Consider the following 20100-nt stretch of genomic DNA (forward strand, 5'->3'; position numbering starts at 1 on the left):
TTAGTTTAATGTTTTAAACACTGTGTTTTTTTCCCCGCGGGGTTGGGGGGGGCGGGGGGGGGGGGGGGCCCCGGCCGCCCCCCCCCCCCCCCCCGACCCTTGCCGCCGCCGGAAGGCCTGCCTTGACCGACCCGTACACCGCGCCCGGACTCACCCCCGGTCACCTCGGCGCCCCGCCGGTCGAGCCCGAGGGCGCCCCGCCCGGTCTGCCGTACGGCGTCGAGCCGCCCGACCCGCAGCGGGTGCGCACCTCCGTGGCGTGCTGCCTGAGCGTGCTGGGCCTGTTCGGGGTGGCGCTGGTCGCCGCGGTGGCGGTGCTGCTGCTCTGGCCGGAGGGGAGCCCGCCCGCCCCCGACTTCACCGGCGGCGGCACCGGGCAGGTGGAGGTGTCGGTCGCGCAGGGCGCGTCGATCACCCAGATCGGCAGGACCCTGGAGGGCAAGCACGTGGTGGCCAGCAGCCGGGCGTTCGCCGAGGCCGCGGCCAACAGCCCGGCCGGGAACCGGATCCAGCCCGGCACCTACACGCTCAAGGAGAAGATGTCCGCGGTCGCCGCGCTGAACGTGCTGCTCGACCCGGCCAACGCCAACGCCCTGACCATTCCCGAGGGTTGGCGCTCCGCTCAGGTGTTCACCGCGATCGACGGCCGGCTCGGGCTGCCGGCCGGCACCGCCAAGGCCACCGCCGAACAGCACCTCGCCGACCTCGGCCTGCCCGCCGACGCGGCCGGCCACCTGGAGGGCTTCCTCTACCCGGCGAGCTACCCCGTCACCGGCGACACCACCGCCCTGACGCTCCTTCAGCAGATGGTCAAGGAGGCCGGCTCCCGGCTCGGCACCGACGGCATCGACCAGGCCGCCCGCGCCAACGGCGTCAGCCCGTACGGCCTGCTCGCGGTCGCCAGCCTCGCCCAGGCCGAGGCCGACAACCCCGACGACATGGCCAAGGTGGCCCGGGTGATCTACAACCGGCTGGCGAAGAAGATGCCGCTGCAACTCGACTCCACCATCAACTACGCGCTCGGCCGCGCCACCCTGACCACCACCGAGGACGACACCAAGCTCGACTCGCCCTTCAACACCTACGCGCACGCCGGCCTGCCGCCCACCCCGATCGGCAACCCCGGCCGGGATGCGCTGCGCGCCGCGATCAATCCCGCCGAGGGCGACTGGCTCTACTTCGTGACCGTGAAGCCCGGTGACACCCGCTTCACCGACAGCCCCGACCAGCACCGCCGGAACGTCGACGAGTTCAACGCCTACCGCGCCGCCCACGCCTCGCCGACCGCCTCCGCGTCCGGCTCCGGGACGGGCTCGCCGCCTGCTTCGCCCACCCGATGAGCACGGGTGGGCTGGGCTTTTCTTCGCTGCGGTACGGTAGCGTCTCCCGGCAAGTGCTGCGGTAGCACGCCGGTTCGACAGGTGCCGGGACGCTGTAAGGGGATCGATGACCGATCAGAGCGGGGGCTTCGGCACCCCTGACGAGCAGCCGTGGTACCCCGACGGCCAGGGCGGCTACCGCCAGTACCCCCAGGGGTACCCGCAGCAGCAGGGCTACCCCCAGCAGCAGATGCCGCAGCAGGGCGGGTACGACCCGTCCGGCGGGTACGGGCAGACACCGCAGGGCGGCTATCCGCAGCACACCCAGGGCCACGGCCAGCAGTACCCCCAGGGGTACCCGCAGCAGCAGGGCTACCCCCAGCAGCAGATGCCGCAGCCCGGCCGGCCGATGCCGCAGGGGCAGCCGATGCCGCAGGGGCGCCAGTCGATGGGGCAGATGCCGGGACAGCCGATGGCCGGCCGCCCGCAGGGCGGTGGCGGCTACCCGCAGCAGCCCGGCTTCGGCGGTCAGCAACCCGGTTACCTGCAGCAGCAGTTCATGCCGCAGGGCGGCGGGCTGGGCCAGGCGACGGGGCAGGGCGGTGTCCCGCCGCAGGCGCCGCAGTCCCAGGGCCGGCCGCAGGCGCGGCCGGAGCCGGCCGGCGGTCCCGGTCCGGACGGCATCGACTGGGAGGCGGAGGCCGCGGCGCTCGACAACCCGGCGGCCGCCCCGGTCGAGCCGGAGCCCGAGGAGGAGTGGGCCGAGGCCGAGGACGAGCTGCCCGGCGATGAGGAGGACGAGTCCTTCTTCGGCGAGCATGACGGCTCCCGCGAGGCCGAGCGCAAGCGCAAGGAGAAGGGCAAGAAGGCCGGCCGCCGCAACAGCGGCGCCTGCCTGGTGGTCGCCCTGGTGCTGCTCGGTGCGACGGCCGGCGCCGGCTGGTGGGGCTACGGCATCTACCAGACCCACTTCGGCCCGCCGCCGGACTACTCCGGCGAGGGCAACGGGTCGGTCAACGTGACGATCAAGCAGGACTCGACCGGCGCCCAGATGGGCAGCGCCCTGCTGGACGCCGGGGTGGTGAAGAGCGTCAAGGCGTTCACCAGCGCGTTCGACAAGAACCCGAAGGCGAACACCATCCAGCCCGGCGTCTACACCATGAAGCACGAGATGTCCGCCGCCGCCGCCATCCAGGAGCTGGTGGAGTCCAACGGCGGCAACGTGATGATCATCGCGGAGGGCAAGAAGGCCTCCGACATCTACACGATCATCGACGGCAAGCTGAAGCTGGCCAAGGGCACCACCGCGAGCGTCGCCAAGGACCAGGCCGGCAGCCTGGGCCTGCCCGCCTACGCCAACAACAACCCCGAGGGCTTCCTCTACCCCGCCCGGTACTCCATCACCGACGGGATGAAGCCCGAGGAACTGCTCAAGCAGATGGTCGCCCAGGCGGTCCAGCACTACACGGACCTCAAGCTCGACGAGGGCGCCCAGAAGGTCGGCCTGAAGAACGCCTACGAGGTGATCACCGAGGCGTCCATCCTGCAGGCCGAGGGCAACAACGACCACGACTTCGGCAAGATGGCCCGGGCGCTGACCAACCGCCTGACCACCAACGCCACCGGCCACAAGCTCGGCCTGGACACCACGCTCCAGTACCAGCTCGGCCGCACCAAGCTCACCAGCAAGGAGATCAACGACGCCTCGCTGCCGTACAACACCTACGTCAAGCCGGGCCTGCCGCCGACCCCGATCGGCAACCCGGGCGACGCCGCCATCCAGGCGGTGCTCAACCCGACGCCGGGCGACTGGGTGTTCTGGATCGCGATGAGCCCCTCGGAGACCCGGTTCGCGACCACCGGCGCGGAGCACAAGAAGAACGTCCAGGAGTACTGCACCCAGCACGGGCAGGGCTTCGACGACGCCACCACCACCTGCAAGTAGGCCGTCCAGCGGGCGATACGGCTTTGCAGTGGCGCCGGGTGGCAGGAGTAGCGTGATCCGGATGGAGACACCGGAGACGCCGTACCCGAACCACCCGGCGCTGCTGGAGGCCCGGCAGGTGGACGTGGTCCGCGACGGGCGGTACCTGCTGCGGGGCGTGTCGCTGACCGTGCGGGCGGGCGAGCACTGGGCGGTGCTCGGCGCGAACGGGGCCGGGAAGAGCACGCTGCTGTCGCTGCTGGGCGCCGTCCAGCACCCGACGCACGGGACGGTGACGGTCCTCGGACGGCAGCTCGGGCGGGTGGACGTCCGGGAGCTGCGGGCGCACCTCGGGCACGTGAACCCGCGCCACCCGCTGCGCTCGCCGCTGACGGTGCGTCAGGTGGTGCTGACGGGTGTCACGCAGTCCATCGAGCCCGACCCGTTCCGCAAGCCCAGCGCCGAACAACTGGACCACGCCGAGGAGTTGATCCGGACCCTGGGGATCGCGCACCGGGCCGACGACGCCTGGACCACGCTCTCCCAGGGCGAGCGCGGCCGGGTGCTGATCGCCCGCGCCCTCATGCCGGAGCCGCGGCTGCTGCTGCTCGACGAGCCCGCCACCGGGCTCGACCTGACCGCCCGCGAGCAACTGCTGGAGAGCCTGGACGAGCTGCGCCGCCGCTACCCGGAGGTGGCCAGCGTGCTGGTCACCCACCACCTGGAGGAGCTCCCGGAGACCACCAGCCACGCCCTGCTGCTGCGCGACGGCCTCGCCACCGCCGCCGGGCCCGCGCACGAGGTGCTGACCACCGAACTGGTCTCCGACTGCTTCGCCCACCCGATCAGGATCACCCACAGCGAAGGGCGTTGGAGCGCCCGGACCCACCGGAGCACCGCATGACCACCACCTGGGCGCTGCGCACCGCCACCGACGCCGACGTCGAACCGATCGCCGAGCTGCGCGCCGTCGTGATGCGCCCGGACCTGGAGCGCCTCGGCCGCTACGACCCGCAGCGGGTGCGCCAGCGCCTGCGCGACGGGTTCAGCGGCGACCACACCAGGATCGTCGAGGTCGCGGGCTTCCCACGGCTGGCCGGCTGCGTGACGGTCCGTCCGGACCGGCCCGGCGCGCTGCTGCTGGAGCACTTCTACCTCGACCCGGAACTCCAGGGCCGCGGCCTGGGCGGCGCCGTGCTGGCCGAGGTCCTGGAGCACGCCGACGCCGAGCGCCTCGACGTCCGGCTGAACGTGCTGCAGGGCAGCCCCGCCCGCCGGCTGTACGAGCGGCACGGCTTCGCACTGGAGTCCGAGGACCCCGTCGACGTCTTCCTGCACCGCACCCCGACTCCCCGACACCGCGTCGGCACCCCCCGAAAGGCCGCTTCGTGACCAGCCCGCACCGGGCCGCCGTGCTCGGCTCGCCGATCGCCCACTCGCTCTCCCCGGCGCTGCACCGGGCCGGCTACGCCGCGCTGGGCCTGACCGAGTGGCGCTACGACCGCCACGAGATCGACGAGTCGACGCTGGCCGGCTTCGTCGCGGGGCTGGACACCGCGGCCTGGGCCGGCCTGTCGCTGACCATGCCGCTGAAGCGGGCGATCATCCCGCTGCTGGACGGGATCTCCGACACCGCCCGCGCGGTGGACGCGGTCAACACCGTGGTGTTCGGCCCGGACGGGCAGCGCCACGGCGACAACACCGACGTGCCGGGCCTGGTCAACGCAATGCGCGAGCGTGGCGTCGAACGGGTCGGGTCGGCGGCCGTGCTCGGCGCCGGGGCGACCGCCTCGTCCGCGCTGGCCGCGCTCGGACAGCTCTGCGACGGCGCGGTGACGGTGTACGTGCGCAGCCCCGAGCGGGCCGCCGAGATGCGGACGCTGGGGGAGCGGCTGGGCGTCGAGGTGCGCACCGCCGCGTGGGAGGACGCGGCCGAGGCGCTGGCCGGTCCGCTGACCGTCTCGACCACCCCGGTCGGGGCGACCGACGGGTTCGCGGCGGGTCTGCCCGCCGCGCCCGGCGTGCTGTTCGACGTGCTGTACCACCCGTGGCCGACCCGGCTGGCCGCGGCCTGCCTGGAGCGCGGCGGCACGGTGCTCGGCGGGCTGGACCTGTTGGTGCATCAGGCGGTGCTGCAGTTCGAACAGTTCACCGGCGTCAAGCCCGGACCGCTGGCCGCGATGCGCGCCGCGGGCGAGGCGGCGCTGGCCGGCTGAGCGGCCCGCCGGACCGCGGACGTGCGGCTGCGCGGCGCTCCGGACGCGGACGTTCGCTGTCCGCCACGCGGACCGTGCGACTTGACACCCCGGGGACGTGAAAGGATCGGAAGTGCGAGGTCGCGGCTGCGGCCTGGCAGCACGAGACGCCCGGACCGGGCCGCCGCTCGCGGCGCGGGCCGCTGACGAAGGAGCTTCCGTTGGGTAGGTTGCGCTGGCTGACGGCGGGGGAGTCGCACGGCCCCGCTCTGGTCGCGACGCTGGAAGGCCTGCCGGCCGGAGTGCCGGTCACCACCGCGATGGTGGCCGACGCGCTGGCCCGCCGCCGGCTGGGCTACGGCCGCGGCGCCCGGATGAAGTTCGAGCAGGACGAGGTGACCTTCCTCGGCGGTGTCCGGCACGGCCTGACCATGGGCTCGCCGGTCGCGGTGATGGTCGGCAACACCGAGTGGCCGAAGTGGGAGCAGGTCATGTCGGCGGACCCGGTCGACGCGGACATCCTGGCGGGCCTGGCCCGCAACGAGCCGCTGACCCGGCCCCGCCCGGGCCACGCCGACCTGGCGGGCATGCAGAAGTACTCGATCGACGAGGCCCGGCCGATCCTGGAGCGCGCCAGCGCCCGGGAGACCGCGGCCCGGGTCGCGCTCGGCGCGGTCGCCCGCTCCTACCTGAAGGAGACCGTCGGCATCGAGATCGTCAGCCACGTGGTGGAGCTGGCCGCGGCCAAGGCCCCGGCCGGGGTGCTGCCGCTGCCCTCCGACGAGGCCCGCCTCGACGAGGACCCGGTGCGCTGCCTGGACGCCGACGCGTCGAAGGCGATGGTCGCCGAGATCGACCAGGCCCACAAGGACGGCGACACCCTGGGCGGCGTGGTCGAGGTGCTGGCGTACGGCGTGCCGGTCGGCCTCGGCTCGCACGTGCACTGGGACCGCCGGCTGGACGCCCGGCTGGCCGCCGCGCTGATGGGCATTCAGGCGATCAAGGGCGTCGAGGTCGGCGACGGCTTCGAGCTGGCCCGCATCCCCGGCTCGCAGGCGCACGACGAGATCGTGCCGACCGCGGACGGCGTGAAGCGGACCTCCGGCCGCTCCGGCGGCACCGAGGGCGGCCTGTCCACCGGCGAGCTGCTGCGGGTGCGGGCCGCGATGAAGCCGATCGCCACCGTGCCGCGCGCCCTGCAGACCCTGGACGTGCGCACCGGCGAGCCCGCCAAGGCGCACCACCAGCGCTCGGACGTCTGCGCCGTCCCGGCGGCCGGCATCGTCGCCGAGGCGATGGTGGCGCTGGTGCTGGCCGACGCGGTGGCGGAGAAGTTCGGCGGCGACAACGTCTCCGAGACCCGCCGCAACGCGCAGTCGTACCTCGACCACCTGATCGTCCGATGACGACTCCCGCGGTCGTGCTGGTCGGTCCGCCCGGCAGCGGCAAGTCCACCGTCGGGCGGCTGCTGGCCGACCGGCTCGGCGTGGCGTTCCGGGACACCGACGCCGACATCGAGGAGACGGCCGGCAAGCCGATCCCGGAGATCTTCGTCGACGAGGGCGAGCCGCACTTCCGCGCGTTGGAGCGGGAGGCGGTCCGCGCCGCCACCGCGTCCCACCCCGGCGTGCTGGCCCTCGGCGGCGGCGCGGTGCTGGCCGACGCCACCCGCGAACTCCTGCAGCCGCTGCCCGTGGTGTTCCTGGAGGTGCCGCTCGGCGACGCGGTCAAGCGGGTCGGCCTGGACGCCCCCCGCCCGCTGCTCGCGGTCAACCCGCGGGCCCGCTGGCGCGAGCTGATGGAGGCCCGCCGCCCGCTCTACCTGGAGGTCGCCACCGCCGTGGTCGACACCGCGGGCCGCACCCCCGAGCAGGTCGCCGACGCCGTACTCGAAGCACTGGAGTTGAAGAACCCTCGTGAGTGAGCGAAGCGAACGAGCCAATTGGACCGGCTGTCGTCACGAAGTGACCGCCGAGCGAAGCGAAGGCGGGAGCAATGACTGACATCGTCCGGATCCAGGTCGCGGGCAGCGACGGCCACGCCCCGTACGAGGTGCTGATCGGCCATCAGCTGCTCGGCGAGCTCGCCCCGCTGATCGGCCCGAAGGCCAGGCGGGTCGCGGTGATCCACCCGGAGGCGCTGGAGGCCACCGGCGAGGCGGTCCGCGAGGACCTGGCCGCGCAGGGCTACGAGGCGATCGCCGTGCAGGTGCCGAACGCCGAGGACGCCAAGTCGGCCGAGGTCGCCGCGTACTGCTGGTCGGTGCTCGGCCAGACCGGCTTCACCCGCAGCGACGTGGTGGTCGGCCTCGGCGGCGGCGCCACCACCGACCTGGCGGGCTTCGTCGCCGCGACCTGGCTGCGCGGGGTGCGCTGGATCTCGGTGCCCACCACGCTGCTGGGCATGGTGGACGCCGCGGTCGGCGGCAAGACCGGCATCAACATCGCCGAGGGCAAGAACATGGTCGGCGCCTTCCACCCGCCCGCGGGCGTGCTGGCCGACCTTGGCACCCTGGAGACGCTCGGCAAGCACGACTACGTCTCCGGCCTGGCCGAGGTGATCAAGGCCGGTTTCATCGCCGACCCGGTCATCCTCGACCTGATCGAGCAGGACCCGGAGGCCGCCGCCACCCCGGCCGGCCCGCACACCCTGGAGCTCATCCGGCGGGCCATCCAGGTCAAGGCCGACGTGGTCTCCGGTGACCTCAAGGAGTCCGGCCGCCGGGAGATCCTCAACTACGGCCACACCCTCGGCCACGCCATCGAGCGCAACGAGCGCTACAAGTGGCGGCACGGCGCGGCGATCTCCATCGGCATGGTCTTCGCGGCCGAACTCGGCCGCCTCGCGGGCCGGTTGGACGACGCGACGGCCGACCGGCACCGGACCGTGCTGGCCTCGGTCGGCCTGCCGCTGAGCTACCGCGCCGACGCCTGGCCGAAGCTGCTGGACGCCATGAAGATCGACAAGAAGTCCCGCGGCGACCTGCTGCGCTTCGTGGTCCTGGACGGCCTCGCCAAGACCTCCATCCTGGAGGGCCCCGACCCGTCCCTGCTGGTCGCCGCCTATGCGGAGGTCTCCGGATGACCCGGGTCCTGGTGCTGAACGGCCCGAACCTGGGCCGGCTCGGCTCCCGCGAGCCCGACGTCTACGGCTCCACCTCGTACGCGGGACTGGTCGAGCGCTGCACCGCGCTCGGCCTCGAACTCGGCCTGTCCGTCGAGGTCCGGGAGACCAACTCCGAGGCCGAGATGGTCGGTTGGCTGCACGAGGCGGCGGACGCCAAGACCCCGGTGGTGATCAACCCCGGTGCGTTCACCCACTACTCGTACGCGATGCGGGACGCCGCGGCGCAGCGCACCGCCCCGCTGATCGAGGTGCACATCTCCAACCCGTACACCCGGGAGACCTTCCGGCACACCTCGGTGATCGCCGCGGTCGCCTCCGGCACCATCGCCGGATTCGGCCTGGGTTCCTACGAGTTGGCCCTGCGCGCACTGGCTGACCAGCTCACTTCTCGCTGAGCGGGGCCGGCCGGCCCGGTGGCGGACTTGTGCCCGCCACCGGGCCGACGTGTAGATTCGGCACCGGGAGGTGACGGTGAGCCAGTACGCGGAGGGCCAGTACCCGGGGGGCCAGGTGCCGCCCCGTCCGGCCGTTCCCCCGTTCCCGACGTCCCCTCAACCGCCGTACCCAGCACCGGCGCTGCCGACCGCGCGGCCCGGCGCCACGCAGGCGATCCCGGTGCTCACGCCCGCCGGGCCCCGCCCGGACCGGCCGACCGTCCCGCTCAAGGCGGTCACCGCCGTCCCGGCCGGCGGCACCGGCCACTTCGTCCTCCCGGTCGGCGGCACCGTCCAACTCCCCGCCGCCCCGGCCCTTCCGGCTCCGGTGCCCACCGGCCCGATCGCCGTCCTGCTGATCGGCCCGGCCGGTGCGGGCAAGACCACGGTCGCCCGCTACTGGGCCGAACGCCGCCCCACCCCCACCGCGCACATCAGCCTCGACGACGTCCGCGAATGGGTACAGTCCGGCTTCGCCAACCCGCAGTCCGGCTGGAACACCGCCTCCGAGGCCCAGTACCGGCTGGCCCGCCGCACCTGCGGCTTCGCCTGCCGCAACTACCTCGCCAACGGCATCTCCTGCATCATCGACGACGCCGTCTTCCCCGACCGCCCCGCGATCGGCCTCGGCGGCTGGAAGCGCCACATCGGCCCCGGGATGATCCCCGTCGTCCTGCTCCCCGGCCTCGACCGCGTCCTCACCCGCAACGCCGAACGCGCCGGCAACCGCCGCCTCACCGACGACGAAGTCGCCCGCATCCACGGCCGGATGGCCGGCTGGCGCACCTCCGGCCTCCCCATCATCGACAACTCCGCCCTCACCATCCCCGAAACCGCCGCCGCCCTCGACCAGGCCATCCTCACCCGACTCCGCCACCCCTGACCGCGCGGGCCGACGCCAGCGGGGTGAGGGGTGGTCAGTCCGCCGTCGTGAAGTAGTGCGGCAGCTCCAGGTCGGCGAGCAGGCCCGGGTGTTCGGGCTTCCAGGCGAGCGTTTCGCGGGTGCGGGTCGCGGAGGCGGGGATGTCGCGCGGGACCAGGAAGGACAGGAAGCCGAAGTGGGACTCGGCGGTCTCGTCGGGGATGCGGGCGACGGGGAGGCCGAGCCGGTCGCCGATCGCGGTGGCGAGGTCGCGGAAGGGGATGCCCTGGTCGCCGACGGCGTTCAGGCGGGTGCCGGCGGGGGCCTGTTCGAGGGCGAGGCGGTAGAGGCGGGCGGCGTCCAGGGTGTGGACGGCGGGCCAGCGGTTGGCGCCGTCGCCCAGGTGGCCGGAGACGCCGGTGGCGCGGGCGATCCGGATCAGCACGGGGACGAAGCCGTGGTGGTCGAGCGGGCTGTGCACCACCGGGGGCAGCCGGACGACCGCGGTGCGCACCCCGTCCGCGGCGGCGTCGATCACCGCCTGCTCGGCCTCGCCGCGCGGCGCGCCCGGCACCGCGACGTCCTCGGTGGCGAGCTGACCGGGCAGTGAGCCCACGCCGGTGCCGGAGGTGCCGACCAGGGCCTTTCCGCTGCCCGCCAGGGCGTCCCGCAGGGCGTGCACCACCGTCAGGTCGTCGGCGATCGCGCCCGCGTAGTCGCCGCGGAGCATCGACTCGTGCTTGAACGCCAGGTGGATCACCCCGTCGGCCGCGGCGGCAGCCGCCCGCAGGCCGTCCAGGTCGTCGAGGTCGCCGCGCCGGACCTCCGCGCCGAGCGCGGTGAGCGCCGCGGCGGAGGCGTCGGAGCGGGCCAGGCCGGTGACCCGGTGGCCGGCGGCGAGGAGTTCGGGCAGGAGTGCGGAGCCGAGGTGGCCGCTCGCACCGGTGACGAAGACATGCATGGCCGGAGCCTCCGGAACGTGAGTGAGGGGAACGCGAGGTGATGGGACTTGGTCCCATCGCTACTCTAGCCCAGTGATGGGACCAAGTCCCATCGCGTAGACTTCCGATCATGGCCAGGTGGGAACCGAACGCAGGCGAGCGGCTGGAGCGCGCCGCGCTGGACCTGTTCGTCCAGCAGGGTTACGAGCGCACCACCGTCGCCGAGATCGCCGAGCGCGCGGGCCTGGGCAAGAGCACCTTCTTCCGGCACTTCACCGACAAGCGCGAGGTGCTGTTCGGCGGTGACGTGCTGGGCCGGCTGTTGGCCGAGGCGGTCGCCGCCGCCCCGGCCGGGACCGGCCCGCTGGAGGCGGTCGCCGCCGCGCTGGACGCCGCTGCGACGTACGGCTTCCGCCCGGAGCGGCGGCAGGCCGTCCGCGACCGCCAGCAGGTGATCGCCGCCCACCCGGAGCTGACGGAGCGTGAACTCCTCAAGCGGGCCGGCCTCGTCGCCGCGTTGACCGACGCCCTGCGCGCCCGCGACGTCCCCGCCCCGACCGCCGCTCTGGCCGCCGAACTCGCCTCCCTCGCGCTGCGCACCGCCCTCGCCGAGTGGACCGCCACCGACGACACGGACTTCTCCGCCCTCGCCCGCCGCGCCCTCGCCACCCTCCACGCCGCCGCCGCCGACCTCTGACCGGCCCGCCACCCGGAGCGCGGGTCCAGGAGCCCGGAGCCAGTCGCCCCGGCCGGCCTGTCCGACCCGGCTGGGATGATGGAGTCCTTCAGCCACCCCGATCCAAGGAGTTGACGCCGGTGCCGGAGGGGCACGTCATCCATCGCCTGGCCAGGCAGAACGCCGCGCTGTTCGCCGGCCGACCGGTCGCGGTGTCCAGCCCGCAGGGCCGCTTCGCGGAGGGCGCCGCACTACTGGACGGCCGAGTGCTGGACGAGGCGGAGGCGCACGGGAAGCACCTGTTCCTGGGCTTCGGGGAGTCCTGGCTGCACGTGCACCTGGGCCTGTACGGCGGGTTCACCTTCGGCGGCGGGCCGGCCCCCGTCCCGGTGGGGCAGGTCCGGCTGCGGATCCAGGGCGAGGAGCACTACGCCGACCTGCGCGCCCCCAACACCTGCGAGCTGCTCACCCCGGCCGAGAAGCTGGCGCTGCACCGCCGCCTGGGCCCCGACCCGCTGCGCCCGGACCAGGCCGGCGACGACGCCTGGCGGCGGATCTCGCGCAGCGGCACGACGGTGGCCGCGCTGCTGATGGACCAGAAGGTGCTGGCGGGCGTCGGCAACGTCTACCGCGCCGAGGTGCTGTTCCGGCTCGGCATCAGCCCGCACCGTCCGGGCCGCTCGCTCAGCCGGGCGGAGTGGGAGGCGATCTGGTCGGACCTGGTGGAGCTGATGCACGCGGGTGCCGCCGCGGGCCGGATCGACACCGTCCGCCCGGAGCACACCCCGGAGGCGATGGGCCGCCCGCCGCGGGTGGACGACCACGGCGGCGAGGTGTACGTCTACCGCCGCACCGACCAGCCCTGCCTGGTCTGCGGCACCCCGGTGCGCACGGAGGAACTGGCCGCCCGCAACCTGTTCTGGTGCCCGAGCTGCCAGCGACCCTGACGTGCCGTCGGATCGCCAAGCCTTGACGCAAGGTTGACCGCTTCTTGGGTGAGGGCGCGGGGCGGCGCTCCTATTGTCGGGGCCATGCCTGCTCAACCCTTCCAGGCCCCGCGCCCGACCCCGGCGCTGCCCGTCCTGCCCTACCGCAAGCCCACCAAGGGCCGCGACTACTGGGTACTGGACGACGTGCTGCCCGATCCGGACGCGGTGCGCGCCCGGCACCTGGCGCGCACCGACTGGGAGGAGGGCTACCCGCACAAGCCCGAGGCCTGGCCGGGGCTGCGGGCGATGCCCGGGCTGGAGCCCGAGGAGCTGGCACACGTCGAGAAGCTGGTCCGGGAGACCATCGGGGTGCCGCGGATCTGGGCGCTGGGCGAGGCCGAGGGCGGCACCTTCAACCACAACTGCGTGCAGGTGGTGGGCGCGGGGGAGTGCGAGCCGCGGCCGCACACCGACTCCCGCTCGCTCTGCCGCTACGCCGCGGTGCTGTACCTCAACCCGGGCGTCCCGAAGCGGTGCGGCACCAGCTTCTACCGGCAGAGCCTGCCCGGCGGCCGGCTCGGCGGGAACACCGTGGTCGCCCCGCACAACAACCTGGTGGACGCCCTCGGCACCCGCTTCGTCCCGCCGGACTCCTTCACCGAGGACCTGGCCGTCCCGCACCGCTACAACCGGCTGCTGCTCTACACCGCCAACCTGATGCACACGGCGAGCGAGTACCACGGCGCGACGCTCGACGAGAAGCGGATGACCTGCGTCTTCTTCTGGATGGCCTGACGCTCCGTCACCCCGGCCCGGTGACGCGCCGTCACCGGACCCGCCCGGGCGTGATCTTCGCCACCTGCGGACCCGCACGCCCGTGCGGCCTTGCCGCTGCGGGCGCGTCGGTCCTACGGTGGTCGGGCCGTGGTGTTCGGGAAGCCGGTGCACTGTGCCTCGCCACAGGAGTCCGGAGCGGCCCTCGCCACTGTGATCGGGGAGTCGTCGGCTCCCACCTCGTGCCACTGGCCCCGTCGCGGCCGGGAAGGCCGGGCGCCGGCGCGCAACACCCCGTCAGCCAGGAGACCGGCCACGGCATCTCACGAAGTGATCCACGAGGTGCTGGAGCGTGATCCGCGGATGACCGCGTCCGAACTGACCCTGCCCGAGAACAGTCCGGGCGCCGCGTTGCCGAGCTTCCGCTGGCGGCGCGAGGACACCCTGCGCACGGCGGGGCTGATGGCCGTGATCCTGGCGCTGCACGTGGTGGCCTTCGGCACCCTGTTCTTCCTGGTGGCGCCGCACCGGTACCAGGTCGGCACCCAGGTGTTCGGCGTGGGCCTGGGCGTCACCGCGTACACCCTGGGCATGCGGCACGCCTTCGACGCCGACCACATCGCGGTGATCGACAACACCACCCGCAAGCTGATGGCGGACGGCCGCCGCCCGGTCTCGGTGGGCTTCTGGTTCGCCCTCGGCCACTCCTCGATGGTGGTGCTCATGGCCGGCCTGGTCGCCGGGGGAGCGGCGCTGGCGGGCACGCTGATGGACGACGAGTCGACGACCCATCAGGTGCTGGGCACCATCGGCACCACCGCTTCGGGCGCCTTCCTGTACCTGATCGCCGCGCTCAACCTGGTCGCCCTGCTGGGCATCCTGCGGGTGTTCCGGGCGATGCGGGCCGGCCAGTTCGACGAGGCCGAGCTGGAGAGGCACCTGACGTCGCGCGGCCTGCTGGCCCGGGTGCTGAACCGCGCCACCCGCTCGATCTCCCGTCCGGGCCAGATGTTCCCGGTCGGCATGGTGCTGGGCCTGGGCTTCGACACCGCCACCGAGGTCACCCTGATGGTGATGGCCGGCTCGGGCGCGGCGGCCGGGCTGCCCTGGTACGCGGTGGTCTGCCTGCCGCTGCTGTTCGCCGCCGGGATGAGCCTGTTCGACACCCTGGACGGCACGTTCATGAACTTCGCCTACCAGTGGGCGTTCTCCAACCCGGTCCGCAAGGTGTACTACAACCTGACCATCACGGGCCTGTCGATCGCGGTGGCCTTCCTGATCGGCACCATCGAGCTGGTCGCCGTGCTGCACGACAAGCTGTCGCTCACCGACCCGGTCACCGGGTGGATCGCCGGGCTGAGCCTGGACAACGTGGGCTTCGTGATCGTCGGCCTGTTCGTGGTGGTCTGGGCGGCCGCGATCGGCTACTGGCAGGTCGCCAAGCGCACCCGCGCCTTCGCGAACGCGGGCTGACCGGGCGGGGAGTTGACCGGGCGGGGTGCCTGGCCGGGCAGCGGCTGACGCGGTGTCAGCCCGCCGCCAGGATCAGCGAGCCGGCCACCGCCAGCCCCGCGCCGACCACCTGCACCCGCAGCAGCCGCTCCTTCAGCAGCCCGCGCGCCATCAGCGCCGTCACCACCGGGTAGAGCGAGGCCAGCACGGCCGCGACCGCCACCGAGCCCAGGTGTGAGGCGGCGGCGTACAGCCCGTTCGCGGCCACGTCGGCCACCCCGACCGCGGTCAGCGCGGGCAGCGACCGCCCGGCGGTGCGCAGTTCGAGCGGCTGCCGGCGGGCCGCCGCGGCGAGCATCCCGGCGCCCACCACGGCGTTGGTCACCCGCTGCACCAGCAGGGCGAGCAGCAGCCCGCCGCCGCTGCTGGCGTGCGCGATCAGCGCCAGCACCGCGCCGAAGGTGAGCGCCGCGCCGAGGGTCAGCACCAGCACCTGACGGCTGACCGCGGCCCCGCCGCGCTGCGGACCGCCGGCCAGCGCCACCCCGGCGACCGCGACCAGGATGCCCAGCACCTGGGTCAGGCCCGGCCGCTCGCCGACCGCCAGCCCCACCCCGATCGGCACCGCCACCCCGACCGTGGCCAGCGGCGACACCACGCCCATCGGGCCGAGCGCCAGCGCCCGGTAGAAGGCCAGCAGCGCGACCGGCCCGATCAGGCCGGCCGCCACCGCGTACCAGAGCCCGGGCCCCGCGTCCGCGAAGCCGCCGGTGGCCACCACCGCCACCAGCAGCACGGCGGCGGCCGCGGCCTGCGAGAGCACCACCACCGTCAGCGCGGGCAGCCGCCGGGTGATCGCGCCGCCGCCGTAGTCGGCGACTCCCCAGAGCAGGCTGGCGAGCAGGGCGAGCGCGGCGCTCATGAAGCGCAGCTCCAGGGCAGCATGGTGGACTCCGCAGTACAGTTCGGTGGATCTGTCGTTCCGCCCGAAGCGTAGTTCAGGAGACTGGACTACTCCAACCAGAATATTGGACTCACGCGTGCCGGATCCCGACCTCGTCACCCAGGCCCTCGCCCGCAACCTGAAGCGGCTGCGCACCGAACGCGGCCACACCCTGGACGCGCTGTCCGCCCGTTCCGGCGTCAGCCGCGGCATGGTGGTCCAGATCGAGCAGGGCCGCACCAACCCCTCGGTGGGCACCGTGGTCCGGCTCGCGGACGCGCTCGGCGTCTCGATCGCCCGGCTGCTCGACTACGACGAGACCTCCACCGTGCGGATCGTGCCCGGGGAGGAGGCGGTCCGGCTCTGGTCCGGCCCGTCCGGCGGCCGCGGCGTCCTGCTGAACGGCATCGAGGCCCCCGGTCCGCTCGAACTCTGGGACTGGCTGCTGCAGCCCGGCGAGGCCCACGCGTCCGACCCGCACCCGCCCGGCACCGTCGAGATCGCCCGGGTTGACGAGGGCGTCCTCACCCTCACCCTGGACGGCCGCGACCACGCCATCCCGGCCGGCTCCACCGCCTCCTACGAGGCCGCCACCGCCCACGCCTACGGCAACCACGGCACCGTCCCCTGCCGCCTCACCCTGGTGGTCTCCGTCCCCCCGCCCGGCAAGTGACGCGACGGGGCCCCGGGGTTCGGTGCGAACCCCGGGGCCCCGTTCCGACGGGCCGTCAGCCGCCGTAGCGGCGGCGGTACAGCTCCACCCGGCCGGCGGTGTCCAGCAGCCTGGCCTTCCCGGTGTAGAACGGGTGGCTCGCCGAGGAGGTCTCGACGTCCACCACCGGGTAGCTCCGCCCGTCCGTCCACTCGACCGTCCGCTCGCTCGTCGCGGTGGAGCCGGTCAGGAACGACAGGCCCCCGGTCTTGTCGCGGAAGACCACCGGACGGTACTCGGGGTGCACTCCCTGCTTCATTTCTGCTCCTCCTCCACACTCGCGTACTGGTCGGTCAACGGGTCTCGCGGAACTCCACGTGCCGCCCCGCGACCGGGTCGAACTTCCTCAGCGCCATCCGGTCCGGGTCGTTGCGCCGGTTCTTCCGGGTGACGTAGGTGAAGCCCGTGCCCGCGGTGGACCGGAGCGTCACCACCGGTCGCAGCTCGCTGCGCGCCATCTCGACCTCCTCTGCCTGCGAATCCGGCAACGATTGCCGTTTTCATGAGGCCACAACGCACCCGCCCGCCGCCGCATTCCCTGACGGCGCGCCCGACGGGCGGGCCGTCGCCGGGGTTCGTACGCTCGAGGCATGTCCGACGCGCACGCCGCCCGACGCGAACGCCTCCGCGAGTACTGCAGCGCCTCCGGGGCCGACGCCGCGCTGATCACGCGCGCCGCCAACGTCCGCTACCTCACCGGCTGCCCCCCGGTCGGCGCCGCCCTGCTGCTCACCCGGGAGCGCGCGGTGCTGGCCCTGCCGCAGGACGTGCCGGCGGAGGAGGCCGGGGAGCGGCTGCTGGACGAGGAACTCACCCAGCTCCCGGTGGCGGCCGAGACCGACGCCGCCTTCGCCGCCGCCGAGGCCGCCGCCCGGCTGCGGGTGCGCGACCTGGCCGTCGAGGAGCACGACCTGACGGTCAGTCGGCACCGCACGGTGGCCGAGCTGGCCGACGCGGGCCGGCTGCTCGACCTGGACCGCGCGGTGGAGCGGCTGCGGGTGGTCAAGGACGAGCACGAGATCGCCGACCTGCGGATCGCCGCCGAGATCGCCGACCAGGCGCTCAGCGAGCTGCTGGAGTCGATCCTGGTCGGCCGCACCGAGCGGCACCTGGCGATGGAGCTGGAGCGCCGGATGGTCGACCACGGCGCCGACCGGGCGGCCTTCCCGGTCTCGGTCGGCACCGGCAGCCACTCCGGGCTGGAGCGCCACCAGCCCACCGACCGCCGGGTCGAGGAGGGCGACTTCCTCACCGTCGCGCTCGGCGCCCAGTACCGCGGCTACGGCATCTCCACCGCCCGCACCTTCGTGATCGGCGCCGCCCCGGCGAGCTGGCAGGTCGAACTGCACCGCCTGGTCTTCCACGCCCAGCGGGCCGGCCGGGAGGCGCTCGGACCCGGCGTCGAGCAGCACGTCCCGGACGACGCGGCGCGGTCGATCCTGCAGGCCGCCGGACACGCCGAGCCGTCGGTCCACCCGCTGGGACACGGCATCGGCCTGGAGATCCGGGAGGCTCCGCGCCTGGGCCCCGCCGACATGGGTAAACTGGACAATCGCGTGCCGGTCACCGTCGGTCCCGGGGTTCATCTCCCGGGTCGGGGCGGCGTCCGGATCGAGGACACGCTCGTGGTGCGGCCTCCGGAGGAGGGCGGACCCGAGCTGCTCACCATCACGACCAAGGAGCTCCTCGCGCTGTAGCCCGCAAGGGCGGCGGCGGCGCGCGTGCCTTGGTTCTTTGACAACGGACATATCAGGAGTAAGTGCGCCCGTGGCTACCACGAACGATCTCAAGAACGGCATGGTCCTCAAGCTGGACGGCGGCAAGCTCTGGACCGTCGTCGAGTTCCAGCACGTCAAGCCCGGCAAGGGCCCGGCCTTCGTTCGCACCAAGCTGAAGGAGGTCCTGTCCGGCAAGGTCGTCGACAAGACCTTCAACGCGGGCGTCAAGGTCGAGACCGCCAACGTCGACAAGCGGACCATGCAGTACTCGTACCGCGACGGCGACGCGTTCATCTTCATGGACATGGACACCTACGACCAGGTCCCGGTCGACTCCGCCACCGTCGGCGACGCCGCCAAGTACCTGCTGGAGGGCTTCGAGGCCCTGGTCGCGCAGAACGAGGGCGCCCCGCTGTACATCGAGCTCCCGGCCGCGGTCGAGCTGGTCATCGCCGAGACCGAGCCGGGCGTCCAGGGCGACCGCTCCACCGGTGGCACCAAGCCGGCCACCCTGGAGACCGGTGCCGAGATCCAGGTCCCGCTCTTCATCACCACCGGTGAGAAGATCAAGGTCGACACCCGCGACGGCAGCTACCTCGGCCGGGTCAAGTAACCGTGGCCGCTGCACGCAGCAAGGCCCGCACCCGGGCCTTCCAGATCCTGTTCGAGGCGGACCACCGCGGTGTGGCGCCCGAGCGGGTCCTCGCCGACTGGGTCGCGCGGGCGCGCGACCCCCGGCCGGACGAGGGTATTCCGCAGGTCGCGGAGTACACGATGCAGCTGGTCGAGGGCTACGCGCAGCACGCGCGGACGATCGACGACCTGATCTCCACCTACGCCGTGGGCTGGACGCTCGACCGGATGCCGATCGCCGACCGCAACGTGCTCCGGCTCGGCACCTACGAGCTGATCTGGGAGGACGGCGTCCCGGACGCGGTCGTCCTGGACGAGGCCGTGGAGATCGCCAAGGAGTACTCGACGGACGAGTCGCCGGCCTTCGTGAACGGCCTGCTCGCCCGCTTCCTGGAGCTCAAGCCGACCATCCGGCGCTGAGCGCCCCGCCCGTGACGGGCACTTTTCGAAGGCCGTCGGACCTGTTGGTCCGGCGGCCTTCGCGCGTAAGCTACTGGCGAGTAGGGATCAGTTGCCACGTGCCGAAGGGGCGCCGCCATGCCGGAGACCACCAGCGAGTTCGACCGGGCCGTCGCGCTCACCCCGCACCCCGCGGAGGCCGGCCGGTACGACGGCGAACTCGGCGACGGCTGGCAGATCGGCGGCGGCGTCAACGGCGGCCTGCTGCTCGCCTTCGCCGCCCACGCGCTGGCCCTGGAGGCCGGACCTGCCCACCCGCACCCGCTCACCGTCAGCGGCCACTACGTCTCGCCGTCCCGTCCCGGACCGGCCACCGTGCACACCGAGGTGATCCGCCGCGGCCGCTCGCTCACCACCGGGTCCGCCGCGCTCACCCAGGACGGCCGGGAGCGGCTGCGGGTCACCGCCTCCTTCACCGACCTCGCCACCCTCGACGACGAGGTCGCCACCACCGCGCTGCCGCCCGCCATGCCGCCCGTCGAGCAGTGCATCGGCACCGAGCACGCGCCGAAGGAGTTCATCGAGCAGGCGGCGCTGCTGCAGCGCCTGGACCTCCGCCTCGACCCCGCCACCGTCGGCTGGGCGCTCGGCCAGCCCTCCAAGGAGGGCCGCATCCAGGGCTGGTTCCGCCTCGCCGACGGCCGCCCCGCGGACGTCCTCTCCCTCCTCCTCACCGCCGACGCCCTCCCCCCGGTCACCTTCGACCTCGGCCGCCCCGGCTGGGCGCCCACCATCTCCCTGTCCGTCCACCTCCGCGCCCTCCCCGCCCCCGGCTGGCTGCGCGTCTCCCACTCCACCCGCAACCTCGCCGGGGGCTACTTCGAGGAGGACTGCGAGATCTGGGACGAGAACGGCCGCCTGGTCGCCCAGTCCCGCCAACTGGCGATGTCGCCCCGATAGCGGAGCCACCGTCACGACTGTCAGTTGCAGAGTTGTGACAGCCCGTACGTGTGGGGTGTGCGTGGGCGGGGAGGAGTGGGGGCAAGCAGTTGCTCGTCCGAGA

General features: G+C 73.5%; 23 protein-coding genes and 1 riboswitch. Of the genes, 19 read left to right on the forward strand and 4 right to left on the reverse strand.

What is annotated here, in order from left to right; all coding sequences use genetic code 11:
• Positions 1–122 precede the first annotated feature (122 nt).
• The 10 genes from mltG (AB0K51_RS30295) (at position 123) to AB0K51_RS30340 (ending at position 9881) form a co-directional block, all read left to right on the forward strand.
• Positions 123–1340 (forward strand): endolytic transglycosylase MltG, encoded by a 1218-nt coding sequence (gene mltG / locus AB0K51_RS30295; protein WP_363460665.1) that lies wholly within the window; start codon positions 123–125, stop codon positions 1338–1340.
• 106 nt (positions 1341–1446) lie between these two features.
• Complete coding sequence (mltG, locus tag AB0K51_RS30300) at positions 1447–3264, forward strand: endolytic transglycosylase MltG (protein WP_363460667.1); 1818 nt, start codon at positions 1447–1449, stop codon at positions 3262–3264.
• A gap of 61 nt (positions 3265–3325) precedes the next feature.
• Positions 3326–4147: an ATP-binding cassette domain-containing protein gene (locus AB0K51_RS30305; RefSeq protein ID WP_363460669.1), complete on the forward strand. Its 822-nt coding sequence runs from the start codon at positions 3326–3328 to the stop codon at positions 4145–4147.
• Positions 4144–4635: a GNAT family N-acetyltransferase gene (locus AB0K51_RS30310; protein WP_363460671.1), complete on the forward strand. Its 492-nt coding sequence runs from the start codon at positions 4144–4146 to the stop codon at positions 4633–4635. Before AB0K51_RS30305 ends, AB0K51_RS30310 begins: the two co-directional genes overlap by 4 nt.
• Positions 4632–5459 carry a shikimate dehydrogenase gene (locus tag AB0K51_RS30315; RefSeq protein WP_363460673.1) on the forward strand — a complete coding sequence of 276 codons (828 nt, stop codon included), beginning with the start codon at positions 4632–4634 and terminating at the stop codon, positions 5457–5459. The genes AB0K51_RS30310 and AB0K51_RS30315 overlap by 4 nt, the downstream gene beginning before the upstream one ends.
• Positions 5460–5659: 200 nt before the next feature.
• Positions 5660–6844 carry a chorismate synthase gene (gene aroC, locus AB0K51_RS30320; RefSeq protein WP_363460675.1) on the forward strand — a complete coding sequence of 395 codons (1185 nt, stop codon included), beginning with the start codon at positions 5660–5662 and terminating at the stop codon, positions 6842–6844.
• A complete protein-coding gene (locus AB0K51_RS30325) occupies positions 6841–7362 on the forward strand; it encodes a shikimate kinase (RefSeq protein WP_363460677.1) in 522 nt (173 codons plus the stop codon). The genes aroC and AB0K51_RS30325 overlap by 4 nt, the downstream gene beginning before the upstream one ends.
• A 71-nt stretch (positions 7363–7433) precedes the next feature.
• Positions 7434–8522: a 3-dehydroquinate synthase gene (gene aroB, locus AB0K51_RS30330; protein ID WP_363460678.1), complete on the forward strand. Its 1089-nt coding sequence runs from the start codon at positions 7434–7436 to the stop codon at positions 8520–8522.
• Positions 8519–8959 carry a type II 3-dehydroquinate dehydratase gene (gene aroQ, locus AB0K51_RS30335; RefSeq protein WP_363460680.1) on the forward strand — a complete coding sequence of 147 codons (441 nt, stop codon included), beginning with the start codon at positions 8519–8521 and terminating at the stop codon, positions 8957–8959. Before aroB ends, aroQ begins: the two co-directional genes overlap by 4 nt.
• A 76-nt stretch (positions 8960–9035) precedes the next feature.
• Complete coding sequence (locus AB0K51_RS30340; protein ID WP_363460682.1) at positions 9036–9881, forward strand: AAA family ATPase; 846 nt, start codon at positions 9036–9038, stop codon at positions 9879–9881.
• Positions 9882–9915: 34 nt separating this feature from the next.
• On the opposite strand, the gene AB0K51_RS30345 is transcribed toward AB0K51_RS30340, so the two are convergent.
• Positions 9916–10821: an SDR family oxidoreductase gene (locus tag AB0K51_RS30345; protein WP_363460684.1), complete on the reverse strand. Its 906-nt coding sequence runs from the start codon at positions 10819–10821 to the stop codon at positions 9916–9918.
• Between the two features lie 110 nt (positions 10822–10931).
• On the opposite strand from AB0K51_RS30345, the gene AB0K51_RS30350 reads away from it, so the two are divergent.
• The 4 genes from AB0K51_RS30350 to AB0K51_RS30365 all read left to right on the forward strand — a co-directional run bounded on the left by AB0K51_RS30350 (position 10932) and on the right by AB0K51_RS30365 (position 14653).
• Positions 10932–11498 (forward strand): helix-turn-helix domain-containing protein, encoded by a 567-nt coding sequence (locus AB0K51_RS30350; protein WP_363460686.1) that lies wholly within the window; start codon positions 10932–10934, stop codon positions 11496–11498.
• Positions 11499–11617: 119 nt separating this feature from the next.
• Positions 11618–12424, forward strand: coding sequence for a DNA-formamidopyrimidine glycosylase family protein (locus tag AB0K51_RS30355; protein WP_363460688.1), 807 nt, complete (start codon positions 11618–11620; stop codon positions 12422–12424).
• 84 nt (positions 12425–12508) lie between these two features.
• Positions 12509–13201 carry a DUF6445 family protein gene (locus AB0K51_RS30360; RefSeq protein WP_363460690.1) on the forward strand — a complete coding sequence of 231 codons (693 nt, stop codon included), beginning with the start codon at positions 12509–12511 and terminating at the stop codon, positions 13199–13201.
• 113 nt (positions 13202–13314) lie between these two features.
• Positions 13315–13513: riboswitch (cobalamin riboswitch) on the forward strand.
• Positions 13514–13543: 30 nt separating this feature from the next.
• Positions 13544–14653 (forward strand): HoxN/HupN/NixA family nickel/cobalt transporter, encoded by a 1110-nt coding sequence (locus AB0K51_RS30365; protein WP_363460692.1) that lies wholly within the window; start codon positions 13544–13546, stop codon positions 14651–14653.
• A gap of 55 nt (positions 14654–14708) precedes the next feature.
• On the opposite strand, the gene AB0K51_RS30370 is transcribed toward AB0K51_RS30365, so the two are convergent.
• A complete protein-coding gene (locus AB0K51_RS30370) occupies positions 14709–15554 on the reverse strand; it encodes a DMT family transporter (protein ID WP_363460694.1) in 846 nt (281 codons plus the stop codon).
• 118 nt (positions 15555–15672) lie between these two features.
• Between AB0K51_RS30370 and AB0K51_RS30375 the strand changes: the two genes are divergently transcribed.
• Positions 15673–16248 carry a helix-turn-helix domain-containing protein gene (locus AB0K51_RS30375; RefSeq protein ID WP_363460696.1) on the forward strand — a complete coding sequence of 192 codons (576 nt, stop codon included), beginning with the start codon at positions 15673–15675 and terminating at the stop codon, positions 16246–16248.
• 55 nt (positions 16249–16303) lie between these two features.
• On the opposite strand, the gene AB0K51_RS30380 is transcribed toward AB0K51_RS30375, so the two are convergent.
• Positions 16304–16546 (reverse strand): type B 50S ribosomal protein L31, encoded by a 243-nt coding sequence (locus AB0K51_RS30380; RefSeq protein WP_363460698.1) that lies wholly within the window; start codon positions 16544–16546, stop codon positions 16304–16306.
• A 34-nt stretch (positions 16547–16580) separates the two neighbouring features.
• Entirely contained in the window at positions 16581–16745 is a 165-nt protein-coding gene (gene rpmG / locus AB0K51_RS30385; RefSeq protein ID WP_363460700.1) for a 50S ribosomal protein L33, read from the reverse strand.
• A gap of 132 nt (positions 16746–16877) precedes the next feature.
• Between rpmG and AB0K51_RS30390 the strand changes: the two genes are divergently transcribed.
• From AB0K51_RS30390 to AB0K51_RS30405, 4 genes are all read left to right on the forward strand, one after another.
• A complete protein-coding gene (locus AB0K51_RS30390) occupies positions 16878–17984 on the forward strand; it encodes an aminopeptidase P family protein (RefSeq protein ID WP_363460702.1) in 1107 nt (368 codons plus the stop codon).
• Between the two features lie 70 nt (positions 17985–18054).
• Positions 18055–18618, forward strand: coding sequence for an elongation factor P (efp, locus tag AB0K51_RS30395; protein ID WP_363460704.1), 564 nt, complete (start codon positions 18055–18057; stop codon positions 18616–18618).
• A 2-nt stretch (positions 18619–18620) separates the two neighbouring features.
• Complete coding sequence (nusB, locus tag AB0K51_RS30400) at positions 18621–19058, forward strand: transcription antitermination factor NusB (protein ID WP_363460706.1); 438 nt, start codon at positions 18621–18623, stop codon at positions 19056–19058.
• A 117-nt stretch (positions 19059–19175) separates the two neighbouring features.
• A complete protein-coding gene (locus AB0K51_RS30405) occupies positions 19176–19997 on the forward strand; it encodes a thioesterase family protein (RefSeq protein ID WP_363460708.1) in 822 nt (273 codons plus the stop codon).
• Positions 19998–20100 lie beyond the last annotated feature (103 nt).

The sequence above is a fragment of the Kitasatospora sp. NPDC049285 genome (genome assembly GCF_040678815.1).
In the GTDB taxonomy this organism is placed as follows: domain Bacteria; phylum Actinomycetota; class Actinomycetes; order Streptomycetales; family Streptomycetaceae; genus Kitasatospora.